Source organism: Bradyrhizobium sp. CCBAU 25338 (genome assembly GCF_028128965.1).
Taxonomy (GTDB): domain Bacteria; phylum Pseudomonadota; class Alphaproteobacteria; order Rhizobiales; family Xanthobacteraceae; genus Bradyrhizobium; species Bradyrhizobium liaoningense.
The window spans coordinates 486832-506989 of the sequence record NZ_LFKY01000042.1; the positions used below are offsets into that span (position 1 = coordinate 486832).

General features: G+C 65.1%; 17 protein-coding genes. 9 read left to right on the top strand and 8 right to left on the bottom strand.

Annotation, left to right across the window (positions count from 1 at the left end):
- Positions 1 to 155 precede the first annotated feature (155 nt).
- Complete coding sequence (locus ACM42_RS32075; RefSeq protein ID WP_271531790.1) at positions 156 to 1085, bottom strand: alpha/beta hydrolase; 930 nt, start codon at positions 1083 to 1085, stop codon at positions 156 to 158.
- A gap of 311 nt (positions 1086 to 1396) precedes the next feature.
- Positions 1397 to 1978 carry an alpha-ketoglutarate-dependent dioxygenase AlkB gene (locus ACM42_RS32080; RefSeq protein WP_442868960.1) on the bottom strand — a complete coding sequence of 194 codons (582 nt, stop codon included), beginning with the start codon at positions 1976 to 1978 and terminating at the stop codon, positions 1397 to 1399.
- 70 nt (positions 1979 to 2048) lie between these two features.
- On the opposite strand from ACM42_RS32080, the gene ACM42_RS32085 reads away from it, so the two are divergent.
- Positions 2049 to 2189, top strand: a complete 141-nt coding sequence (locus ACM42_RS32085) for a hypothetical protein (RefSeq protein ID WP_162832037.1) — start codon at positions 2049 to 2051, stop codon at positions 2187 to 2189.
- Here ACM42_RS32085 and ACM42_RS32090 read toward each other — a convergent pair.
- The 3 genes from ACM42_RS32090 to ACM42_RS32100 are packed head-to-tail and all read right to left on the bottom strand — an operon-like array spanning position 2186 to position 5998.
- Positions 2186 to 3772: an ATP-binding protein gene (locus ACM42_RS32090; RefSeq protein ID WP_271531794.1), complete on the bottom strand. Its 1587-nt coding sequence runs from the start codon at positions 3770 to 3772 to the stop codon at positions 2186 to 2188. The two genes, ACM42_RS32085 and ACM42_RS32090, sit on opposite strands and share 4 nt — an antisense overlap.
- Positions 3769 to 4473 carry a response regulator gene (locus ACM42_RS32095; RefSeq protein ID WP_271531797.1) on the bottom strand — a complete coding sequence of 235 codons (705 nt, stop codon included), beginning with the start codon at positions 4471 to 4473 and terminating at the stop codon, positions 3769 to 3771. Before ACM42_RS32095 ends, ACM42_RS32090 begins: the two co-directional genes overlap by 4 nt.
- A gap of 19 nt (positions 4474 to 4492) precedes the next feature.
- Positions 4493 to 5998 carry a DUF4153 domain-containing protein gene (locus ACM42_RS32100; protein WP_271531799.1) on the bottom strand — a complete coding sequence of 502 codons (1506 nt, stop codon included), beginning with the start codon at positions 5996 to 5998 and terminating at the stop codon, positions 4493 to 4495.
- Between the two features lie 185 nt (positions 5999 to 6183).
- On the opposite strand from ACM42_RS32100, the gene ACM42_RS32105 reads away from it, so the two are divergent.
- Entirely contained in the window at positions 6184 to 7563 is a 1380-nt protein-coding gene (locus tag ACM42_RS32105; RefSeq protein WP_271531801.1) for a glycoside hydrolase family 3 N-terminal domain-containing protein, read from the top strand.
- A gap of 31 nt (positions 7564 to 7594) precedes the next feature.
- Here ACM42_RS32105 and ACM42_RS32110 read toward each other — a convergent pair whose 3' ends face one another.
- Positions 7595 to 8866, bottom strand: a complete 1272-nt coding sequence (locus ACM42_RS32110; protein ID WP_271531803.1) for a DUF892 family protein — start codon at positions 8864 to 8866, stop codon at positions 7595 to 7597.
- Between the two features lie 280 nt (positions 8867 to 9146).
- Here ACM42_RS32110 and ACM42_RS32115 point away from each other — a divergent pair, with 280 nt between their 5' ends.
- Positions 9147 to 9353 (top strand): hypothetical protein, encoded by a 207-nt coding sequence (locus ACM42_RS32115; RefSeq protein WP_124163105.1) that lies wholly within the window; start codon positions 9147 to 9149, stop codon positions 9351 to 9353.
- Positions 9354 to 9506: 153 nt separating this feature from the next.
- Here the strand turns inward: ACM42_RS32115 and ACM42_RS32120 are convergent, their stop codons facing one another.
- Positions 9507 to 10352, bottom strand: a complete 846-nt coding sequence (locus ACM42_RS32120) for an SDR family NAD(P)-dependent oxidoreductase (RefSeq protein WP_271531806.1) — start codon at positions 10350 to 10352, stop codon at positions 9507 to 9509.
- Between the two features lie 181 nt (positions 10353 to 10533).
- Here ACM42_RS32120 and ACM42_RS32125 point away from each other — a divergent pair, with 181 nt between their 5' ends.
- The 4 genes from ACM42_RS32125 (at position 10534) to ACM42_RS32140 (ending at position 15941) form a co-directional block, all read left to right on the top strand.
- Positions 10534 to 12030 (top strand): aldehyde dehydrogenase family protein, encoded by a 1497-nt coding sequence (locus tag ACM42_RS32125; protein ID WP_271531808.1) that lies wholly within the window; start codon positions 10534 to 10536, stop codon positions 12028 to 12030.
- Positions 12031 to 12149: 119 nt separating this feature from the next.
- Positions 12150 to 13277 (top strand): alkene reductase, encoded by a 1128-nt coding sequence (locus ACM42_RS32130; RefSeq protein WP_271531810.1) that lies wholly within the window; start codon positions 12150 to 12152, stop codon positions 13275 to 13277.
- 240 nt (positions 13278 to 13517) lie between these two features.
- Entirely contained in the window at positions 13518 to 14021 is a 504-nt protein-coding gene (locus tag ACM42_RS32135) for a GFA family protein (protein WP_271531812.1), read from the top strand.
- Between the two features lie 258 nt (positions 14022 to 14279).
- The gene (locus ACM42_RS32140) at positions 14280 to 15941 is read left to right on the top strand and encodes a thiamine pyrophosphate-binding protein (protein WP_271531814.1); all 1662 of its coding nucleotides are present in this window, start codon (positions 14280 to 14282) and stop codon (positions 15939 to 15941) included.
- A 148-nt stretch (positions 15942 to 16089) separates the two neighbouring features.
- Here the strand turns inward: ACM42_RS32140 and ACM42_RS32145 are convergent, their stop codons facing one another.
- Positions 16090 to 17469 carry an LLM class flavin-dependent oxidoreductase gene (locus tag ACM42_RS32145; protein ID WP_271531816.1) on the bottom strand — a complete coding sequence of 460 codons (1380 nt, stop codon included), beginning with the start codon at positions 17467 to 17469 and terminating at the stop codon, positions 16090 to 16092.
- 268 nt (positions 17470 to 17737) lie between these two features.
- Between ACM42_RS32145 and ACM42_RS32150 the strand changes: the two genes are divergently transcribed.
- Complete coding sequence (locus ACM42_RS32150; protein ID WP_271531817.1) at positions 17738 to 19147, top strand: M20 family metallopeptidase; 1410 nt, start codon at positions 17738 to 17740, stop codon at positions 19145 to 19147.
- Between the two features lie 87 nt (positions 19148 to 19234).
- Positions 19235 to 20146: an amino acid ABC transporter substrate-binding protein gene (locus ACM42_RS32155; RefSeq protein ID WP_028180570.1), complete on the top strand. Its 912-nt coding sequence runs from the start codon at positions 19235 to 19237 to the stop codon at positions 20144 to 20146.
- Positions 20147 to 20158: the final 12 nt, after the last annotated feature.

The following is a 20158-nucleotide window of genomic DNA, read 5'->3' on the forward strand; positions in this document are numbered from 1 at the left end:
GGGCTCGATTCATCAAGCGTGCCGGTGATGAGCCCACAGCGCAGCCGCGTGCGCCGCTGCGCTCCCTCCCCCCTTGCGGGGGAGGGTGGGGGAGAGTGGGGGAGAGGGGTGGCCCAGCAAACGGTCGGAGTAATAAGCGCGCTGCCGCAACGCCGCTACGGCAGCCCGCGCGCCTCGAGCTGACGCACCAGCAGCAGTGTCGGCTCGGCGAGGCTCTCGCCGGAGCCGTCGAGGCCGAAGGCGCTCGCGATACCTTCGCGGCTCCGCAGCAGCGTGCTGCGCGGGCAGTGGCCCGCGCCGCAGAGCGTCTTCTTCAGCGTTTCGCCCTGCGCCACGAGGCCGGCGGAATCGTCCGCGGCCCAGGCCAGCACGATCGGCACATCGACATTGAGGATGCCGGGGAAGACCGATCGGTTGTCGTACTGGGTGGGGTCGGTGCCGAGATAGGCCTTCTCGCTGTCGCTCGCCTCCTTGCCGACGCGGTAGATCCCGGACACCAGCACGACGCCGGCGACGTCGGCGCCGTCGGTCTGCAGCTCGGGATGGGCCAGCAGGGTGGCGACATGGAAGGCGCCGGCGCCGTAGCCGACTGCGACGATCTCACGGGCATCGCCGTTGAACAGGTCGATATTGCCGTGGACCCAGGACAGCGCCGCCGCCACGTCGGACGCGCCGGCGGGCCAGGTCGCCGATGGCGCCAGGCGATAGTTGACGCGGACCCCGATCATCTCGTTGCGCGCGGCAAAGCACATGGCCTGGTCCTGGATCTGGCGCGACAGCTCCGGCGCCGCGCGGTCGCCGGTAAAGGTGTCGCCCGCCACGAACAGCAGCACAGGCCGCGGCGTATCCGCCTTGGTCGCGCTGGTCGCGACATCGAGCACATTGGCCTCGCTCTCGCCATAACGTAGACCGCGCGAGAAGGTGACCTGCTCGCACAGCCGGGCGGTGCCGCCGGCGGTGGTGTCGTTGTCGGTGAGGCCCGCCTGGACGAGCCCGGTGGGCGGCGACAGCCGCGCCGGGAAAGGTCCGCGTGCGGAGGCCGCGGTCATGGTCAAAAGCAGGAAAAATGCCAGGTAATTCTTCATGGTGATGCCGGCCTCGCGGACCGATATTGGCTTGCCGATTTGGCCTGTCTTTTCAATTCGCCTCATTAGTTGGCTGATGTTGAGGCGAATTCACGGCACCTTCGCTCGGCAGGCGGCCTGCGTGGAGCAGGCCTCAGTCTGGCAAGCAGCCGCGATTGGACGCAGGTTCGCGGGCCGCGCGACGATTGCGCGGCGCGGCCCACTTTATGTCGGTCCGTCAGGCCGTTGCCCGGCGCCACCCAGCCCCCGCGCCGGAAATGGTTTCCTACTGTGCATGGGGTTGTTTTCGCATTTTTTGTTGGGCCGGCCTGTCAGGTCCGCTTCATCGTCCGGAAGGTGATGGAGTAGCGGCGCGCCTCGACCGGCGGAATGCTGTGCTCCCATTGCGACCGCGCCTCGCCGTCCATCATGTAGAGCGAGCGCGGCGAGGCCTCGAGCGTGTGGCGTTCCCACTTGGCGCCGTTGCGGCGGCGGAAGCGGAATTTGCAGGGCGAGCCGAGCGACAGGCCCAGGATCTCCTTGAAGTGCGGCTTGTCGCGGTGCCAGCCGATGCCGACGCCGATCTCATATTCGGTGCATAGTACCTGCCGGACGCTGCCCTCCGGCAGCCGCGCCCATGCCTCGATCTGCCGCGCGACGGGCAGCAGCCAGTCCGGGATCGGCTCCGCCTCGGCCAGCCGCTGCAGCGAATAGTCGTTGCGATAGCCGAACGATGCCACGCGGCGGTTGCCTTCGAAGGCGCCGAACTGGAAGCGCTGCAGTGGCAATGCTGCGATGCGGCCAATCAAGTCCTGCTCAAGGGGAGCATCGATAAAATTGTCCGCATAGCGGAGCCCGGCGGGCCCGACCGGCGGTTCTGCGAACAAGCCAAGCTGCTGCGTCATGCCTCGCATTTCCGTGATGGAACCTAATGGCGGCTGATGCGACTTATCTATGACGCGGGAAGAAACGTGCGAGGCTGTCATGGCAGAGAAGCATACCGCCGATCCGATAGAGATCATGCGGGCGACCGGTCATCCTGAGCTTGAATATGCCGCGGGCTGGACCATCGCTGGTCTCGTCACCATCGGCACCATCGTCGCCGCCTGGGTGTTCGCGATCTAGGCCACAGGGAATTGGAGCTCGAAGGCGACGCCGTCGTCGGCCGGCTTGAGTCTGATCGAGCCGCCATGGCTCGCCATCACCGCACGCGCAATCGCCAGCCCCATACCAGTGCCGCCCTGGTCGCGGCGGGTGGTGAAGAAGGCGTCGAAAATCCTGTCGCGGTTGGGCGCCGAGATCAGCTCGCCGTCGTTGCTCACGGTCAGCCGTAGGGTCGTGCGCTCGTCGGCGGCCTCCAGCCTGATGGTCCTCGCCTTGTGCCGCACCGCGTTGTCGACGAGATGCGACAGCACGATCACCGCCTTCTCGCCGGACATGCCGATCGGCCGGTCGAGGCTGCCGCTGGCTTCGATGGAGCTTGCCGGAAACCTGTTTCGGAGGTCGGCGATCACGGGCGCGAGCTCCGTGCGCTCGTTCTGCGGCAGGCTTTCGGCGCGGGCGAGCTCGCGCAGCCGCTGCGCCATCGCCTCCAGCCGCTGGGTGTCGGACAGGATGTTGGCGATGAATGTCTTCTGCTCGGCCGGCGTCAGGCCCTCAGCCTTGCCTTGAAGTGAATCCTGCAACAGCTCGGCCGCGCCCTTGATCGAGGTCAGCGGCGATTTCAGCTCGTGGGTGAGGTGCGCCGAGAACGTCGCGATGTAGTCCGAACGCCGCGCCAGCTGCTCGGCCATGCCGAGGAAGCTGTGCGAGAGCTGGGCGAACTCCCGTGTGCCGTAGTGCCGGAGCGGCCGGAATGCCTCGCGGTCACCGCGGCCGATTCTCGCGGCGCGATTGATCAGCTCGCGCATCGGCAGCGTGATGGTACGCGAGAACACGAGCCCGATCGCGATCGTGCCGAGGAGCACGGCCAGCCCCGCCAGCACGAACTTGGCCCGCTCCTGGTAGAGATGGTCGAAGATGTTGCTCGGTGTCCGCGTGGCGTAAATCACCCCCGCGACGCGATTGTCGACGATGACCGGCATCGCCGAGAACACGTGCACGCCGAGGCCGCGGCTGAAGGAATAGATCGGCGGTGGCGGCTTGTCCGGCACGCGGTTGCGCAAGGTGGCGCGGTATTGCCCGTGCAGCGCGTCCGCGACCTCCTCGATGTGCGCAAGGGATTGCCCGACCTCCTGCCGGCCGGCGATCACCACGCCCCGCGGATCGAGGATGCGGAAGCCCGCCAGCGTCACCTTCTGGGTTTCGCGGATGATCGGCGTCAGTCTTGCGCCGATCTCGACATAGGCGGGCTGCGCCGGCCGGGGTGCAGCCTGGGCATCCGGCCGCCGCCGCAGCAGATCGTTTGCAGTGAGGTCGAGCCCAGGGCGGATCGGCGTGACCGGGTCGCCGGGATCGGGCAGCACGCCCGGCGGCACCTCGGCGCCGAGCGTCAGGCCGCCATCGAGCCTCGCCGTGACCTCCTGCGCATAGATCGTCGCCAGCACGCGGCTCTGCGCGATCAGCTCGGCCTGGGTCTGGCGGATGAGCTGGTTGTCGTAGAGACGGAAGAAGAAGAGGCCGACCAGCGGCAGGATGGCGACGGTGGCCAGCACCGTGAAGATGACGAGCCCAAGCGACGGCCGCCATTTGTCCGGCGCCGCGCTCATGCCTCTTTCTCGCAGCGCCCGAGCTTGAAGCCGACGCCGTGGATGGTCTCGATGACGTTGTCGCAGGCCAGCGCCGCGAGCTTGGCGCGAATGTTGCGGATGTGGCTGTCGATGGTGCGGTCGGAGACCTGGATGTTGAGCTGATAGGCGGCCCGCATCAGCTGCTCGCGGTTGAACACCGAGGTCGGCCGCGTCAGGAAGGCGCGCAAAATGCCGAACTCGATCGCGGTCAGCTTCAGCGGCGTCCCGGCGAAGGACGCGACGTGCTGTTCGGGATCGATCAGGAGGCCCCCTTGCGCCAGCGCGGTAGGAACGGCCTTGGCCTCGCCATTGCGCGGGCTGAGGCGGCGCAGGATGACGTTGACCCGCGCCACCAGCTCGCGCGGGCTGAACGGCTTGGTCACGTAGTCGTCGCCGCCGATCTCGAGGCCGAGGATGCGGTCGATCTCCTCGTCGCGCGCCGACAGGAACAGGATCGGCACGTCGGACGTCTTGCGGATCTCGCGGCAGACGTCGAGGCCGTCGAACTCGGGCATGCCGATGTCGAGCACGATCAGATCGGGCCTGTCGGCGGCAAAGCGGCTGAGCGCCTCCTTGCCGTCGCGGGCCTCGATCACGTCCATGCCGGCCTTCTTCAGGGCGACGCGGATGACCTCGCGGATGTGGCCCTCGTCGTCGACGATGAGAATGCGATGCGCCAATAAATTCTCCGCTGTCTCGTCACCCCGCCAACCGGCTGCCGGACCTGGCTTCCGTCTGGGCGTCCAGCCGGCGCTGGAGCCGCCAGCTTCGGAAGCTCCAACTCCGCCAGGCTAGGTCCTGGCGCTGCTGTTCTACAAGCCTGTCTCGCTGTGACACAAGGCAGCCCTCGCCGGCGCCGGGCCGCAGCGCGATCGCCCTGTCGATGGCGGGCAGCGCTTGCGGCCCGAGCGTCAGGAGATAGTTGATGTCGATCTGCACGCCTTTGCCCGATGCTTCCCGGCTGTGGGTGACATTGTAGTCGGCAATGAAGGCGTCGAAGTTCACGAGCGAGCAGCCGTACAGCACGATCGCCAACGCGATCAGGTTGGCGCCGATCAGCCATTGGTTGGACCGGTTGAGGGCGATGCGGGTCACGATCAGGACCAGTCCGAGCGCGACCAGTCCCATCCAGATGAAGGCCGCGATGCGCCAGTAAGTCAGCATGTAGATGTCGACGTAGAGATCGAGGCGGAGGATGGAGGAGGCGACCAGAAGCACGTTCTGCCCGACCCAGAGATAGACCAGCGGCCGGATCACCTTCGATTTCTCGGCCGGTCCGCCCGGTCGCATCGCGACCAGGACGAAGGCGGCAGCGAGCAGCGCGGTTGCGATCAGCGGGTAGGCGCCGCGATGGGCGTACCACGCATAGGTCACATTGTCGGGCAGCGCGACGTGGCCCCAGAGATAGATGCCGTCGAGAATCGACTGTGCCGCGAACAGCAGATTGAACAGGATTAGCGAGCGCAGGATGGTGGAGGGGCCCAGAAATTCCGGCGACACGAAGGGCGGCAGCGGCGGCTCCGCGACGTCGGTTTCGGTGGCGGCGGCAACCTTCCTGCGCCGCCAGCGCACATGGATGAAGGGCCAGACCAGCGCCAGCATCAGAATCCAGAACAGCACGCGCGGGACGCTGACATATTCGAGGATGATCTTTGGATTGAGGAGCGAGACCCATTGCTCGATCACGGGATTGGCCGCGGCGAACAGCGCCACGAACACGGTGCTCAGCACCACCGGCATCAGCCAGAGTGCGATGCCGCGGGTGAACGCCGACATGTTGAAGACCTGAAGCGCGTCAGGGAAGAATCTGAAGGGACCGAACAGGACAAGGTTTCGCAGCGCGCGGACGCGGTCCGCGAGGCTGGTTGTCTCCGGATTGGTTGCGAGCAGCAAGGCGATGGCCAGCGCTGCGACAAGGATCAGCAACGAAAGCGCGTTGAGCTCTTCTACGGCCGGCACGAGACCGAGTGCAACGATCGCGCCGCCGGTCACTGCGCGGCGAAAGTCCAGCGCCGCACGGTTGGCAAGCAGCGAGGCGCAGGCAATCGCGACGGCCAGGATCACCAGCGACAGTCCGATCCGCCGGCCGTAGAGCAGAAAGTCGGCAAGTGCGGCGAGCAGCAGTGCCATTGCGAGCTTGGCCGACAGCGCCGAAGGCCTGATCGGTGGAATGTCCGTCGTCGACGTCGAAGCCAGGCTCGTCATGTCCAAAAGATTCTCCGTGATGGGTACATCACGAATTCTGAACGGTGCTTGTGCAGAAGCCGGGATCATCGTCAGCACGGTCTCAGGAGTCTTCTGCAGTTTTCGTGCAGACCCGAGTTTGTCTCTCGCGCAGCGTCAACCGCTTTGATAGGCGAAGCATTCGCTCCAATCGCGTGTACTGCATCATGCAATTCCTCAATCGCCTCTGCCTCGTCCTGCTCTGGCTGGCCGCGCCGCTCGCCGCATTCGCGGCAGCGAACAAGAATGACCCCTATTTGCTCGTGCTACGCGGCGCCGGAAACATCGCGCTTGTCGTCGCAAGCACCCTGGTCGTCCTCGTCCTGCTGCGTCGCGGGCATTGGCGCAGCATTGCGGGCATGCTCCTCGTCTTGCTCTGGTGCCTGCCGCCGGTTCTGATGTCGGCCGCGCATGTCAGGTTCGAGCTGCGCAAGCATGATGTCCTCGGCGCCGGCGCCGCTGAGGCTCGCCAGCTCCGACCACATTTCATGGTCGGATATTCGTCCTTTCCGGAGGTTGCGCGTCTCGCCGAGCAGGGACTGATCGGCGGCGTCTACGTCACCCGGCACAACATCCGGGGACGGACGATCGAGGCGCTGCGGGCCGAGATCGCAGCACTTCAGGACAAGCGGCGCGCCGCAGGCCTCCCGCCGCTGGTCGTCGCGGCCGATCAGGAGGGCGGCATCGTCGGGCATCTCGCGCCGCCGCTGACCAAGGTGCCGGCACTGGCGACGCTCACCGGGCTCGCGCCCGACGACCAGCAGGCCAGGGCGGAAGAGTTCGGCCGCATCCATGGCCGAGAGCTTGCCGATCTCGGCGTCAACCTCAATCTCGCGCCGGTGCTCGACCTGAAGCCGCCGGTTCGCCGCAATCGCCTCGATTTTCACACGCTGATCGGCCAGCGCGCGATCGCGGCCGATCCCGCGGTCGTCAGCACGATCGCGAGCGCCTATGTCCGGGGGCTCGAAGAGTCGGGCGTCGGTGCCACGCTCAAGCATTTCCCCGGCATCGGGCGCGTGCGCGACGACACGCATCATTTCAGCGCCAGTCTCGATACGCCGGTGAAGGAACTGGAGGCAACCGACTGGCTGCCGTTCCGCGAGGTGTTGTCGCACTCACGGAGCGCCTTGATGGTCAGCCACGTCACGCTCACCGCCGTCGATCCCGACCGCGCCGCATCGCATTCGAAGCGCGTGGTCGAGGGAATCATTCGCGGGAAGTGGGGTTACCAGGGCGTGGTGATGACGGACGATCTCGTCATGGGCGCAATCTACCAGAACGACGTCTGCAAGGCCGTGGTGGAGGCGATCAATGCCGGCGTCGACATGTTGCTGGTCGCCTATGACGGCGCGCAATTCTATCGGGTCTTTTCCTGTGCTCTGGATGCATCGCGGCAGGGCAGGCTCGACGCGGCGATGCTGCGCGCGAGCGCGGCGCGGTTGGAGCAGCGCTTGCCGGCCGCGCAGGCCGGAGCGGTCTCACCCGATGGAAGCACGCTTGGGATAGTTATGCCTGCTGCCCCGCGCGCGATGGCGCGGGGCAGTTGAACTCGGGCGTCTGCGCCTTGCGTAGCGAGGTCTATTCGGCCTGCTCCAGCGCCGCGGGCATCTTCGCCACGGACATCAGCGACCGCGCCACCTGATTGAGCAGGAGATCGGCGTTCTCCTCTTCCGCGAGCGACTTCGAGAGCAGCGCGACGATGGCGCTGTGCCGGAGCTGCTGCGCAAGGTTACGCGCGGTGGTGTAGCCGGACATCTCGTAGTGCTCGACGCGTTGAGCCGCGGAGATCAGCGCGAGGTCGGCCGCTGCGTCCTCCTTCTCTTCGCCTTCCTTCATGACTTCCTGGCCTTCCTCGATCAGGCCCATCATCCCTTTGCAGGGCTTGGCCCGCGCATTCTCGCCGAGCAGCTCGAAGCATTCGTTGATGCGCTCGACCTGACTCTCGGTCTCCGCCAGATGCTGCTCGAACAGCTCCCGCAACTGATCGAACCGCGCGGCCTGCGCCATCTTGGGAAGCGCCTTGGTCAGCTGCTTCTCGGCATGGAGAATGTCGCGCAGCTCATGGAGCAGGAGCTCAGTCAGGCCGGACTCATCCACGAGTGGCGAGCTCTCCGTGACGATCGATGGGGGTGCGCCGGGATCAGAAGACTGGAGCGCAGGCGATTCCGTGAACACCCAGTCTTCTCCCTCGTTCCAGGGACCACGGGTGTCGATTTCGCCGTGGTCGCCGCTGCCGGTGGAGTCATTGAAATACTGGTTCACGAGGCCCGGCGTCGGCGCGATCCGGCCGATGCTGAAGGCTGGTTTGGACAGGCTTTCGAGCGCTCTCGCGAACGCCTTCATATGCGTGATCTCGCGCGTCATCAGGAACTGCAGCGCGTCCTTGCTGCCGACATCGTCGCAGAAATTGATCAGTCGTTCGTAGACGATCTTTGCCCGTGCTTCGGCGGCGATGTTGCTGCGGAGATCGACGTCGAGTTCGCCGGTGATCTTGAGGTAGTCGGCAGTCCAGGGATTGCCTTGCGAATTGAACAGATTGACGCCGCCGCCGCCGGCAATCGCAATCAGCGGATCGGCTTCGGCCGCCTGGCGGTCGTTCTTCGAGGGCGCGAGGTGCATCCGGGCAAGGCAACCGACGACTTCGAGATGACTGAGCTCTTCGGTGCCGATGTCCATCAACAGGTCCTTGCGGTCGGGATCCTCGCAATTCAGCCCCTGGATCGAATATTGCATCGCGGCCGCAAGTTCGCCGTTGGCGCCGCCGAACTGCTCGAGGAGCATATTGCCGAAGCGCGGATCGGGTTCGTCGACGCGCACGGTGAACATCAGCTTCTTGACGTGGTGATACATGGGACGGCTCGCGCTATGAGGGAAACTACGGCGACAACGGGCCCTTGGAATGTTCGTTCCTAGTCATCTCAAAATTCGGATTTCGTTCCAGATTGGTCTGGCGGGGCGGCTTGAGCCCGTCCCGGCAATAGAGTAGCGACGGAGCAATGGGCCTCCGCCGCTTCCCCGCCGCTGTGGGCCACCTCGCATGCGGTCGATGGGGCCAGCCGTCTCATCACGCATTGTGCTTCGAACGCAGGTGCGATATGGCTCTCGCGCTTTCCTGAGGCGGAGACGAGCTTTGTCGAAACAATCCCTGCGCGAGGAGGCTGAACGCCTGATCCGCGAATCGATGGAAAAGAAGACCGTCGTCGTCAAGCAGGGCACGACCCGCATCGAGGCGGTCTGCGGCAAGTGCGGCGCGCCGAACCGGGTGCAGGCGGAGAAGGGTCAGACCCGCGTCAAGTTCGCCTGCAAGCAGTGTGGGCACAAGCAAGAGACGTTGTAGCCGGGCCCCCTGATTTCACCGTGCTGTCGCGCTCCGGCTCCTCGTCATGAGGAGCCACGTTCTTCGCGCGGCGTTTCGAAGGATCGTGGGCCGAGCCCCATCAGCGGGGCTTGCAAGGTTCCGAGAAGCGCGTTTCCGCGCTCCTCACCACAGTCACTGTCCTTCCACGAACCTCTTGAACGCATCGGCATAGTCCGGGTGCCAGCGCGACAATGGCGGGCGGTTCTCGACGATGTCGCCCATGGCCCAGAGCATGCGCTTCTCGTCGAGGGCGCGCGGCACGTCGTTGTCCGGGCAGAGGATGTAGAAATCGCCGGCTTCCAGCCGTGCCAGCATGAAATCGATCGTCTCATCCGGTGTCCAGGCGCCGGCCGGCTTCTCGGTGCGTCCCTTTGCGGTCAGGCCGGTGAAGACGAAGCCCGGGATCAACAGATGTGCTGTGATGTGGCAGCCCTTCGTGTTGCGCAGCTCGTGTTGGAGCGCCTCGGTGAAAGCCTTCACGCCGGCCTTCGAGACATTGTAGGCGGGGTCGCCCGGCGGCGTGGTGATGCCCTGCTTGGAACCGGTGTTGATGATCAGGCCCGGTTTGCCGCGCGCGATCATGCGGGGTGCGAAGATCCGCGAGCCGTTGATGATGCCCCACATGTTGACGCCGATGATGCGCTGCCAATTGTCGGGTTCGCCGAACAGCGTGCTTCCGGGCTGGATGCCGGCATTGTTCATGAGGATGTCGGTGCCGCCAAACCGCTCGCGCACCGCGCGTTCCAGTTCCGTCACGCTCTCGACCGTGCTGACATCGACGGCGGCGGTCATCACGTTTGCGGCAGCCGTGACGGATGACAGTTTTGTTGCAGTCTCCGCCAACCGTGCCTCGTCGACATCCGCGACACATACCTTCATCCCAGCGCGCGCGAAGGCGGTGACGGCGGCAAATCCGATGCCGGATGCGCCGCCCGTGATCACGGCGACATTGTCTTTGTCGATGGCGGGATGTGGCATGGATCGTCTCCGTGGAGGGCCTTCGGTCGAGCTATAACATGGCGGCAGTCCGACCCTGCACAAGTCGGCATGGGAGGTCTTCGTTCGGCGCTGCCTTTACGCCCAACCGGCCCGGCTGTATCCTCGATCGAACGATCCCGCCCAGATCGAACCAATCAATCACCTGACAGGGAGTGCAGCCATGGCTGTGTCGCAGGCTATTCCGATCACGCGCCATCCGTTTGCAAATGGATCTTACAAGCAGATGCTGATCGACGGGAAGTGGGTCGATGCAGCCTCAGGCAAGCGCTTCGAGACCCACAATCCCGCCACAGGCGAGCTGCTCGCAACCGTCGCCGAGGGCGACAAAGAAGACATCGATCGTGCGGTTGCTGCCGCCCGCCGCGCCTTCGAAGGCCCCTGGAGCAAGGTCAAGCCGTTCGAGCGGCAGAACCTGCTCCTGAAGCTCGCCGACCTCGTCGAGAAGAATTTCGACGAATTGTCGCAGCTCGACACGCTCGACATGGGCGCGCCGCTCAGCCGCACCCGCGCCTACCGCCTGCGCGCCGTCGGCATGCTGCGCTATTACGCCGGCCAGACCACGGCGATCCACGGCGAGACCATCGAGAACTCGCTGCCCGGCGAGATCTTCTCCTACACGCTGAAGGAGCCGATCGGCGTCGTCGGCGCCATCATTCCCTGGAACGGGCCGCTGACCGCGACGATCTGGAAGATCGGTCCTGCGATCGCGACCGGCTGCACCGTGGTGCTCAAGCCCGCCGAGGAGGCGCCGCTGACCTCGCTGCGCATCGCCGAGCTGGCGATGGAAGCGGGCGTGCCTCCCGGGGTCATCAACGTCGTGCCCGGCTATGGCGAGACTGCGGGCGCCGCGCTCGCCTCGCATCATGACGTCGACAAGGTCGCCTTCACCGGCTCGCATGTCACGGGTCAGTCGATCATCCGTGCCTCCGCCGGCAACCTCAAGCGCGTCTCGCTCGAGCTCGGTGGCAAGTCTCCGGATATCGTGTTCGCGGATGCCGATCTCGACGCAGCCGTGCCGGGTGCGGCGATGGCGGTGTTCGCCAATTCGGGGCAGATCTGCAGCGCCGGTACGCGCCTCTTCGTCGAGCAGTCGATCTATGACGAATTCGTCGGCCGCGTCGCCGAGTTCGGCAAGAAGCTGCAGGTCGGCAACGGCCTCGATCCGAACGTGCAGATCGGACCGCTCGTCTCCGAGCAGCAGCTCGAGCGCGTCACCGGCTATCTCGACATCGGCCAGAAGGAGGGCGCAAAGGCGCTCGCCGGCGGCGGACGCGTCACCGAAGGCGCGCTGTCGAAGGGCTTCTTCGTCTCGCCGACGGTGTTCGCGGGCGTTGAGGACAATATGCGCATCGCGCAGGAGGAGATTTTTGGTCCCGTCATCTCCGCGATCGCGTTCAAGGACATGGACGAGCTGGTCAAGCGCGCCAACAACACCACGTTCGGCCTTGGCTCCGGCTTGTGGACGCGCGATGTCAGCAAGGCCCATGCGGTGGCGAAGCGCCTGCGCGCCGGCTCGGTGTGGGTGAACTGCTACCAGGCGATGGACCCGGCCGTGCCGTTCGGCGGCTACAAGATGAGCGGCTACGGCCGCGAGTCCGGCAAGCAGCATGTCGAGGAATATCTCAACGTGAAGGCGGTCTGGATCAAGACGGCGTAAGGTCTGTTCCTCGTCGCGTTCCGCGAGGGGGAATATCTGCTTCATGTGGGGCGGCGACTTTTCCGGTGGCCGCCCCGCGCTATATGATCAGCATCCTTCCAAAGAAAATCGGGGCCAGCATGAAATTTCCGGCGTTGTTCAAACCGTTGCAGGTCGGTCCGTACAAGCTCGCGCATCGCGTCGCGATGGCGCCGCTCACGCGCATGCGGGCCGAGCGCGAGAGTTTTGCGCCGCGGCCGCTCAATGCCGAATATTACGGTCAGCGTGCAACGCAAGGCGGCCTGATCGTTGCCGAAGCCTCGCCGGTGCTCTCGCACGGCCGCGGCAATCCGGCGACCCCCGGCATCTATTCGGAGGCGCAAGTCGCGGGCTGGCGCAAGGTGACGGATGCCGTGCACGCCAAGGGCGGCATCATCTTCCTCCAGCTCTGGCATGTCGGCCGCGTCTCGCACTCCTCCTTCCACGGCGGTGCGCTGCCGGTGTCGGCCTCTGCGATCCCGATCAAGGCGGAAGGCATGAAAGCGATGACCGCTGACGGCAAGATTGCGGACTATGAGACGCCGCGCGCGCTGGAGACCGAGGAGGTCAAGGACATCGTCGAGGCGTTCCGGCAGGGTGCGAAAAACGCGCTCGCCGCGGGCTTCGACGGCGTCGAGATCCACGGCGCCAACGGCTATCTGCTCGAGCAGTTCCTGCAGTCACGCAGCAACCAGCGCACCGATCAGTATGGCGGCTCGATCGAGAACCGCGCGCGCCTTCTGCTCGAAGTCACGCAGGCCGCGATCGACGTCTGGGGTGCGAACCGCGTCGCCGTCCGCTTGTCGCCGCACGGCATCGCCAATGATTCCGGCGAGCCCGATCCGATGCCGCTCTACACCCATGTCGTGAAGGCGCTCGACAAGCTTGGCCTGGCGTACCTGCATTTCATCGAACCGCGCTCCAGCGGCGCCGGCCGCGCCGACGTCCACTGGGACAACGTGCCCTCGGCAATGGTGCTGTTCCGCCCGCTCTATAGCGGCGTGCTGATGACCGCCGGCGGCTTTACCGGCGAGACCGCGAATGCGGCGATCGCCGACGGGCATGCGGATATCATCGCGTTTGGTCGCATCTTCATCTCCAATCCGGATCTTCCCCGCCGGCTTCAGCACGGCTATCCGATCACGCCGTACAATCGCGCGACGTTCTATAGTGGTGAGGAGAAGGGATATACGGACTATCCTGTCTATGACGAGCTGACGCCGGCCTGATCTGTCATTCCGGGGCGCGACGAAGTCGCGAACCCGGAATCCATCGGGCCGCATTACCTAGACGTGGGATGGATTCCGGGCTCGATGCTTCGCATCGCCCCGGAATGACGACGTTGATTTGTTGCGCGACCGCCACCACAACTTCCGTCATTGCGAGCGCAGCGAAGCAATCCAGTATCTCTCCGCTGAGGCACTCTGGATTGCTTCGCTGCGCTCGCAATGACGACGGAGAGAGCCCCCATGGCCAAAGCCGCAGTCGCCGCAGGGATAGCCACCGGCCAATGCCTCTGCGGCAAGATCGCCTTCGAGATCGACGTTCCCGCGCGCTGGGCCTGGCACGATCACTCGGCCGCCAGCCGGCGCGCCCACGGCGCGGCTTACGCCACCTATGTCGGAAGCTGGAAGAAGCGCTTTCGTATCACATCCGGCAAGACCGCGCTCACGCGCTACGAGGACAAGGCCACGAAGACCACGCGCAGCTTCTGCTCGCATTGCGGCACGCCGATCGCCTATGAGCGTCCGCGGGGTCCGCACATGGTCAACATCCCCCGTGCGCTGTTCACAGAGCGCACCGGCCGCCAGCCGCTCTATCACATCGCCATCGAGGAGCTGCAGGAATGGGCCTATACCGGTGAGCCGCTGGTGCCGCTGAAGGGTTTTCCGGGCGTGGTGTGGCAGCGCTCGAAAAAGAAGAAGCGCGCGGGCGGCGAGGATCCGTTCGAGCTCGGCCGGGAGGAGATGTAGCTCCGCTCTCGTGCCCCGGACGCAGTGCGGCGCGCAGTGCCGCACTGCTGAGCCGGGGCCCATGCAGCTGCGTACTCCGGACGAAACTGGGTCCCGGCTCTGCGCCGCAACGTTGCACGTTGCGTCGCGTCCGGGACACGAGAGCGTAGTTTGCCTCTCCCGCGCAACACAGCCATGACCGCGCTTCCTTGCGCACTTCCCAGGACTTCGGCCATCATGCCTTCAGTCCTTGCGGCAACGTCCGCTCCTGGAGGAAACATGAAGAACAAGATCACCGGCCGCTCCGCCTTTCTCGCGTTGCTCAAGGACGAGGGCATCACGCACCTGTTCGGCAATCCCGGCACCACCGAGTTGCCGATCATGCACGCGCTCAAGGATCATCCCGATCTCACCTATGTGATGGCGATGCAGGAGAGCCTGGTGGTCGCGATTGCCGATGGCTTTAGCCGCGCCTCGGGCAAGCTCGTCGCCTGCAACGTGCACGTTGCGCCCGGCCTCGGCAACGCCATGGGTTCGCTCTACAATGCCCAGTTCACGGGCACGCCGATGATTCTCACGGCCGGCCAGCAGGAGCAGGGCCATGGCCTGATGGAGCCGGTGCTCTATGGCCCGTTGGTGCGGATGGCCGAGCCGCTGGTGAAATGGGCGGTCGAGGTGACGCGACTGGAGGACCTGCCGCGCATCGTCCGCCGCGCCGCCAAGGTGGCGACCACGCCGCCGACCGGACCGGTGTTCATCTCGCTGCCCGGCGACATCCTGAATAGCGAGGCCGGCATCGATCTCGGCCGCTCCACCCGCATCGATGCCCGCACGAAACCGTCGGATGAGGCGCTCAGGACCTTTGCGGCGCGGCTGCTGAAGGCGGAGCGTCCCGTGATCGTCACCATGGACGAGGTGGTCAAGAGCGACGCGCTGAAGGAAGCGGCGGAGCTCGCGGAGCTGCTGGGTGCGGCCGCCTACCAATCCTCCACGCCCTATGGCGCGCATTTCCTCTCCGAGAGCCCGAGTTTCGTCGGCACGCTCGCGCGCGTGCAGAAGGTCGCGCGCGATACGCTGGCGCCTTACGATCTCCTGGTCGCGCTCGGCGGCGATCCCCTGCGCATGTCGGTCTATAGCGAGGTCGATGCGTTGCCGGATGGCCTTGGCATCGTACAGGTCGGCCTCGCCGATTGGGAGATCGCGAAGAACTACGGCGCCGAGATAGCGCTCAAGGCGGATTTGAAGGAAACGCTGCGCGCTTTGATCCCTGTGCTGAAGGAGATGGGTGGCGAGGCATTGGCGCAACGCGCCAAGCGGCGCCTTGCCGAGCTCGCGCCGAAGAACTGGACCGCGCGCCGCGCCGAACTGGTCGAGCAAATCAGCAAGAGCGCTGGCCGCGCGCCGATCGATCCGGACTTCCTGGTGCTGCAAATGGTCGAGGCGATGCCTGACAATGCCATCCTGGTCGATGAAGGTCTGACCTCAAGCCGCCAGATCGCGGCGCTGCGGCCGCACCGCGATCGCTTCGGCTATCATGGCCTTGCCTCCGGCGGCATCGGCTGGGGCCTGCCGGCGTCGGTCGGCGCCAGCATCGCCAATCCCGATCGCCCCGTGGTGTGCTTCTCGGGCGATGGCAGCGCGATGTACTCGATCCAGTCGCTTTGGACAGCGGCGCACCATAAGCTGCCGCTCAACGTCGTCATCGCCAACAATGGCGGCTACCGCATCATCAAGCAGCGCCTGCTCGCCTTCCATGGCGACGACAATTACGTCGGCATGGACTTCGTCGATCCGCCCGTCGATTTCGCCGGCGTCGCCAAGGCACTGGGCTGCGAGGCGATCAAGGTGAGCGACCCTCGCGAACTGAAGGCGACGCTGACGTCGGCGTTCGGCCGGCCAGGAACGAAGCTGATCGAGGTGATGGTGGACGGGAAGGTCTGAGGCGCGATCGAGTTTTCACACACTCGGTGTCATCGCCCGGCTTCGACCGGGCGATCCAGTATTCCAGAGGCGGCGGTGATCGAGTCGAGACGCTGCGGCGTACTGGATGCCCCGGTCAAGCCGGGGCATGACAGCGAGCGCGTGGCAGCTACCCCTTCTTCCCCACCCGATAACCCGCCGCCGGATGCGGCGCACCTAACCGCGCACGCCCCTTGCCGAACAACTTCTCCCGCAGCGCCCCCTTGGCATACTCACTCTTGTACCGTCCGCGCCGGGTCAGCTCCGGCACCAGCATGTCGGCGATGTCCTCGAAATCGCCGGGCGAGATCGCAAACGCGACGTTGAGCCCGTCGACGTCGGTCGCTTCGAACCATTGCTCGATCTTGTCCGCGACCATCTCCGGCGTGCCGACCACGACCGGGCCGGCGCCGCCGATGCCGACATGCTCGATGACGTCGCGCACGGTCCAGACCCGGTCAGGATCGGCGCGGGTGACATTGTCCATGGCGCTGCGGCCGGCGTCGTTCTGGACGTGGCGGACCTGCTGGTCGAGATCGTAGCCGGAGAAGTCGACGCCGGTCCATCCCGACATCAGGGCGAGCGCACCCTCGGGGCTGATGTGGCGGCGGTAGTCGGCGTATTTCTCCTTCGCCTCGGCTTCGGTCCGCCCGAGGATGATCGTCATCATCGAGAACATCAGGATTTCAGCTGGGTTGCGGCCGAGCGCGGCGGCCTCCTGCCGGATCGCGGAGACGCGCGGCGCGATCACCTTGGCCGACGGTCCCGACATGAACACGCATTCGGCATGCTTTGCCGCGAACTGCCGCCCGCGCGGCGAGGTGCCGGCCTGGTACAGCACCGGCGTTCGCTGCGGCGAGGGCTCGCTGAGATGAATGGTGTTGTTGATGCGGTAGTTCGCGCCTTCATGATTGACGCGATGAACCTTTGCGGGATCGGTGAAGATGCCGCGCTTGCGGTCTCGCAGCACGGCATCGTCCTCCCAGCTCCCTTCCCAGAGCTTGTAGACCACCTCCATATATTCGTCGGCGATGTCGTAGCGGTCGTCATGTCCGGTCTGCTTGTCCTTGCCGGCGCCGCGCGCGGCGCTGTCGAGATAGCCGGTGACGACGTTCCAGCCGATCCGTCCCTCGGTGAGGTGATCGAGCGTCGACATCCGCCGTGCGAACGGGTAGGGCGGCTCGAAGGACAGATTGCTGGTGACGCCAAAACCGAGATTCTGGGTCACGGCTGCCATCGCCGACAGCAGCAGCAGCGGCTCGTTCGAAGGCGTCTGTGCCGCATTGCGCAAGGCTGCGTCAGGGCTGTTGCCATAGACGTCGTAGACCCCGAGCACGTCGGCCAGGAACAGCCCGTCGAAGCGGCCCTGTTCCAGGGTTCTGGCGAGGTCGATCCAATAGGGCAGGCGGTTATAGTCGGCGGTGCGGTCGCGCGGATGGGTCCACAGGCCCGGTGACTGGTGTGCGACGCAATTCATCGCAAAGGCGTTGAGCCTGATCTCTTTGGCCATGCTGATCCCCTCGGCGCCCTGTACTGAGCGCTCTTCGAATGATAGATGTGCGCCCCAACTTGGCGAAGTTCTTGCATATGTCTGGGTATTGGCAAGGTCAAAATCAGCGGTGCCGCCGCGCCTGGCAAGCTAATCTCAAGCGATCAAGAACGAAATCCCAAGAGAACTACAAGAGAAACTCCAAGAAACTTTCCAAGCTCCCTGCCACTTTCGATGGCCTATGTAGCCCGCTACGTTCGCCCGCGTCGAAACCTTGAAAACGAAAGCAATGACCAGAGCCGACGCCATCGCCCGCGCCCGGGACGACTTCAAATCCGGCGCGTTCCTCGCTGAACTCGATCGCCGCGTCGCGTATCGGACCGAAAGCCAGAATCCGTCGCGCGGAGCCGAACTGCGCGCCTATCTGGAACAGGAGATGCAGCCGGCCTTCGCCGCGCTCGATTTTACCAGCCGCATCGTCGAATCCCCGAGCGGCAAGGCGCCCTTCCTGTTGGCCGAACATCACGAGAGCACGTCGGCGCCGACCGTGCTGATCTACGGCCATGGCGACGTCGTCGACGGCATGGAGGGCGAGTGGCGCGAGGGGCGCGATCCCTGGCGCACCGCGGTTGCGGGGACGCGCCTCTACGGCCGCGGCACCGCCGACAACAAGGGCCAGCACAGCATCAATATGGCGGCACTCCGCGCGGTGCGTGACGCTCGCGGTGGCAAACTCGGCTTCAACGCGAAGTTCATCGTCGAGATGGGCGAGGAGATCGGCTCGCCGGATCTCGGCAAGGTCTGCGATCTCAATCGCGACGCGCTCAAGGCCGACCTGTTCATGGCTTCCGACGGGCCGCGCCTGTCCGCCGACCGGCCGACGCTCTTTCTCGGCTGCCGCGGCGGCATCCGTATTCATCTCGACGTGAACTTGCGCGACGGCGGCCACCATTCCGGCAATTGGGGCGGCGTGCTCGCCAACCCCGCGACCATCCTGGTCAACGCGATCTCGACCTTGGTCGACGGCCACGGCCGTCTCCTGCTCGATGCCTTGAAGCCGCCGCGGCTTACCAACCAGATCCGCAGCTACCTCGCCGACGTGCAGGTGGTGCCGACCGCGGACGAGCCGGCGCTCGCGGAGAACTGGGGCGAGGAGGGGCTGTCGGCGGCCGAGCGGCTCTACGCCTGGAACACGCTCGAAGTGCTGGCGATGTCGTCGGGCAATATCGAGAAGCCGGCGAACGCCATTCCCGGTCACGCCAATGCCGTGCTGCAACTGCGTTTCGTGGTCGGGACGAAGGTCGAGGGCCTGATCGAGGCAATCCGCGCGCATCTCGTTGCAAAGGGTTTTCCCATGGTCGAGGTGCGGGCGGCGCAGAGCTTTGCTGCATCGCGCACCGATTTCGACAGCCCCTGGATCAATTGGGCGGCGGATTCGGTCAGGGAGACCACGGGAAAGGCGCCGGCCGTGCTGCCGAATTTCGGCGGTTCGTTGCCGAACGACGTATTTTCCGAGATCCTGGGCCTGCCGACGATCTGGGTGCCGCACTCCTATCCCGGCTGCTCCCAGCATGCGCCCAATGAGCACATCCTGCTGCCCTTGACCGAAGAGGCCTTGACGGTGATGGCCGGGCTGTTCTGGGATCTCGGCGAATTGCCAAGACCACTGACAAGACCGCTAACAAGCCCGTTAACCTGAGGCATCGGTCCAGCCGAAAGTCACATTCTAATCCGGCCCGATTTGTGCTTGCATCCGGCCGCATCATCCTGAAAGGGGAAGAAGAAAGTGAAACATTTCCGTAGCATCGGGCTCGCGCTCGCCGCGACCTTCGTCGTCAGCCAGGCCGGGGCCCAGGAGCTGACCGGCACGCTGAAGAACATCAAGGACACCGGCGCGATCACGCTCGGCTTCCGCGACTCCTCGATTCCGTTCTCCTATCTCGACGACAACCAGAAGCCCGTCGGGTTCGCGATGGACATCTGCTACAAGATCGTCGACGCCGTGAAGAAGGAGCTCAAGCTCGACAAGCTCGAGGTCAAGCTCAACCCGGTGACCTCGGCGACGCGTATCCCGCTGATGGCCAACGGCACCATCGACCTCGAATGCGGCTCGACCACCAACAATGCCGAGCGCCAGAAGCAGGTCGCCTTCACCAACACCCATTACCTGACGGCCAGCCGCTATGTCTTCAAGAAGTCGAGCGGCCTGAAGTCGATCGACGACCTCAAGGGCAAGACCGTGGTCTCGACCGCCGGCACCACCAACATCAAGCAGCTCACCGAGGCCAACGTCGCGAAGAACCTCGGCGCCAACATCATCCCGGCCAAGGACCATGCCGAAGCCTTCCTGATGGTCGAGACCGACCGCGCGGTCGCCTTCGTCATGGACGACATCCTGCTCGCCAGCCTCGTCGCCGGCTCGAAGAACCCCGACGACTACGTCATCTCCAAGGATGCGTTCTCCAAGCCCGAGCCCTACGGCATCATGCTGCGCAAGGACGACCCCGCCTTCAAGAAGGCGGTCGATGCGGCAACGGCGGCGCTCTATACGTCCGGCGAAGCCCAGAAGATCTACGACAAGTGGTTCACCCAGAAGATCCCGCCGAAGGGCCTGAACCTCAACACGCCGATCTCGGCCGAGCTGAAGAACGAGTTCGCCAAGCCGACGGATTCGCCGAACCCGGACGACTACAAGTAAGATAAAACCTCG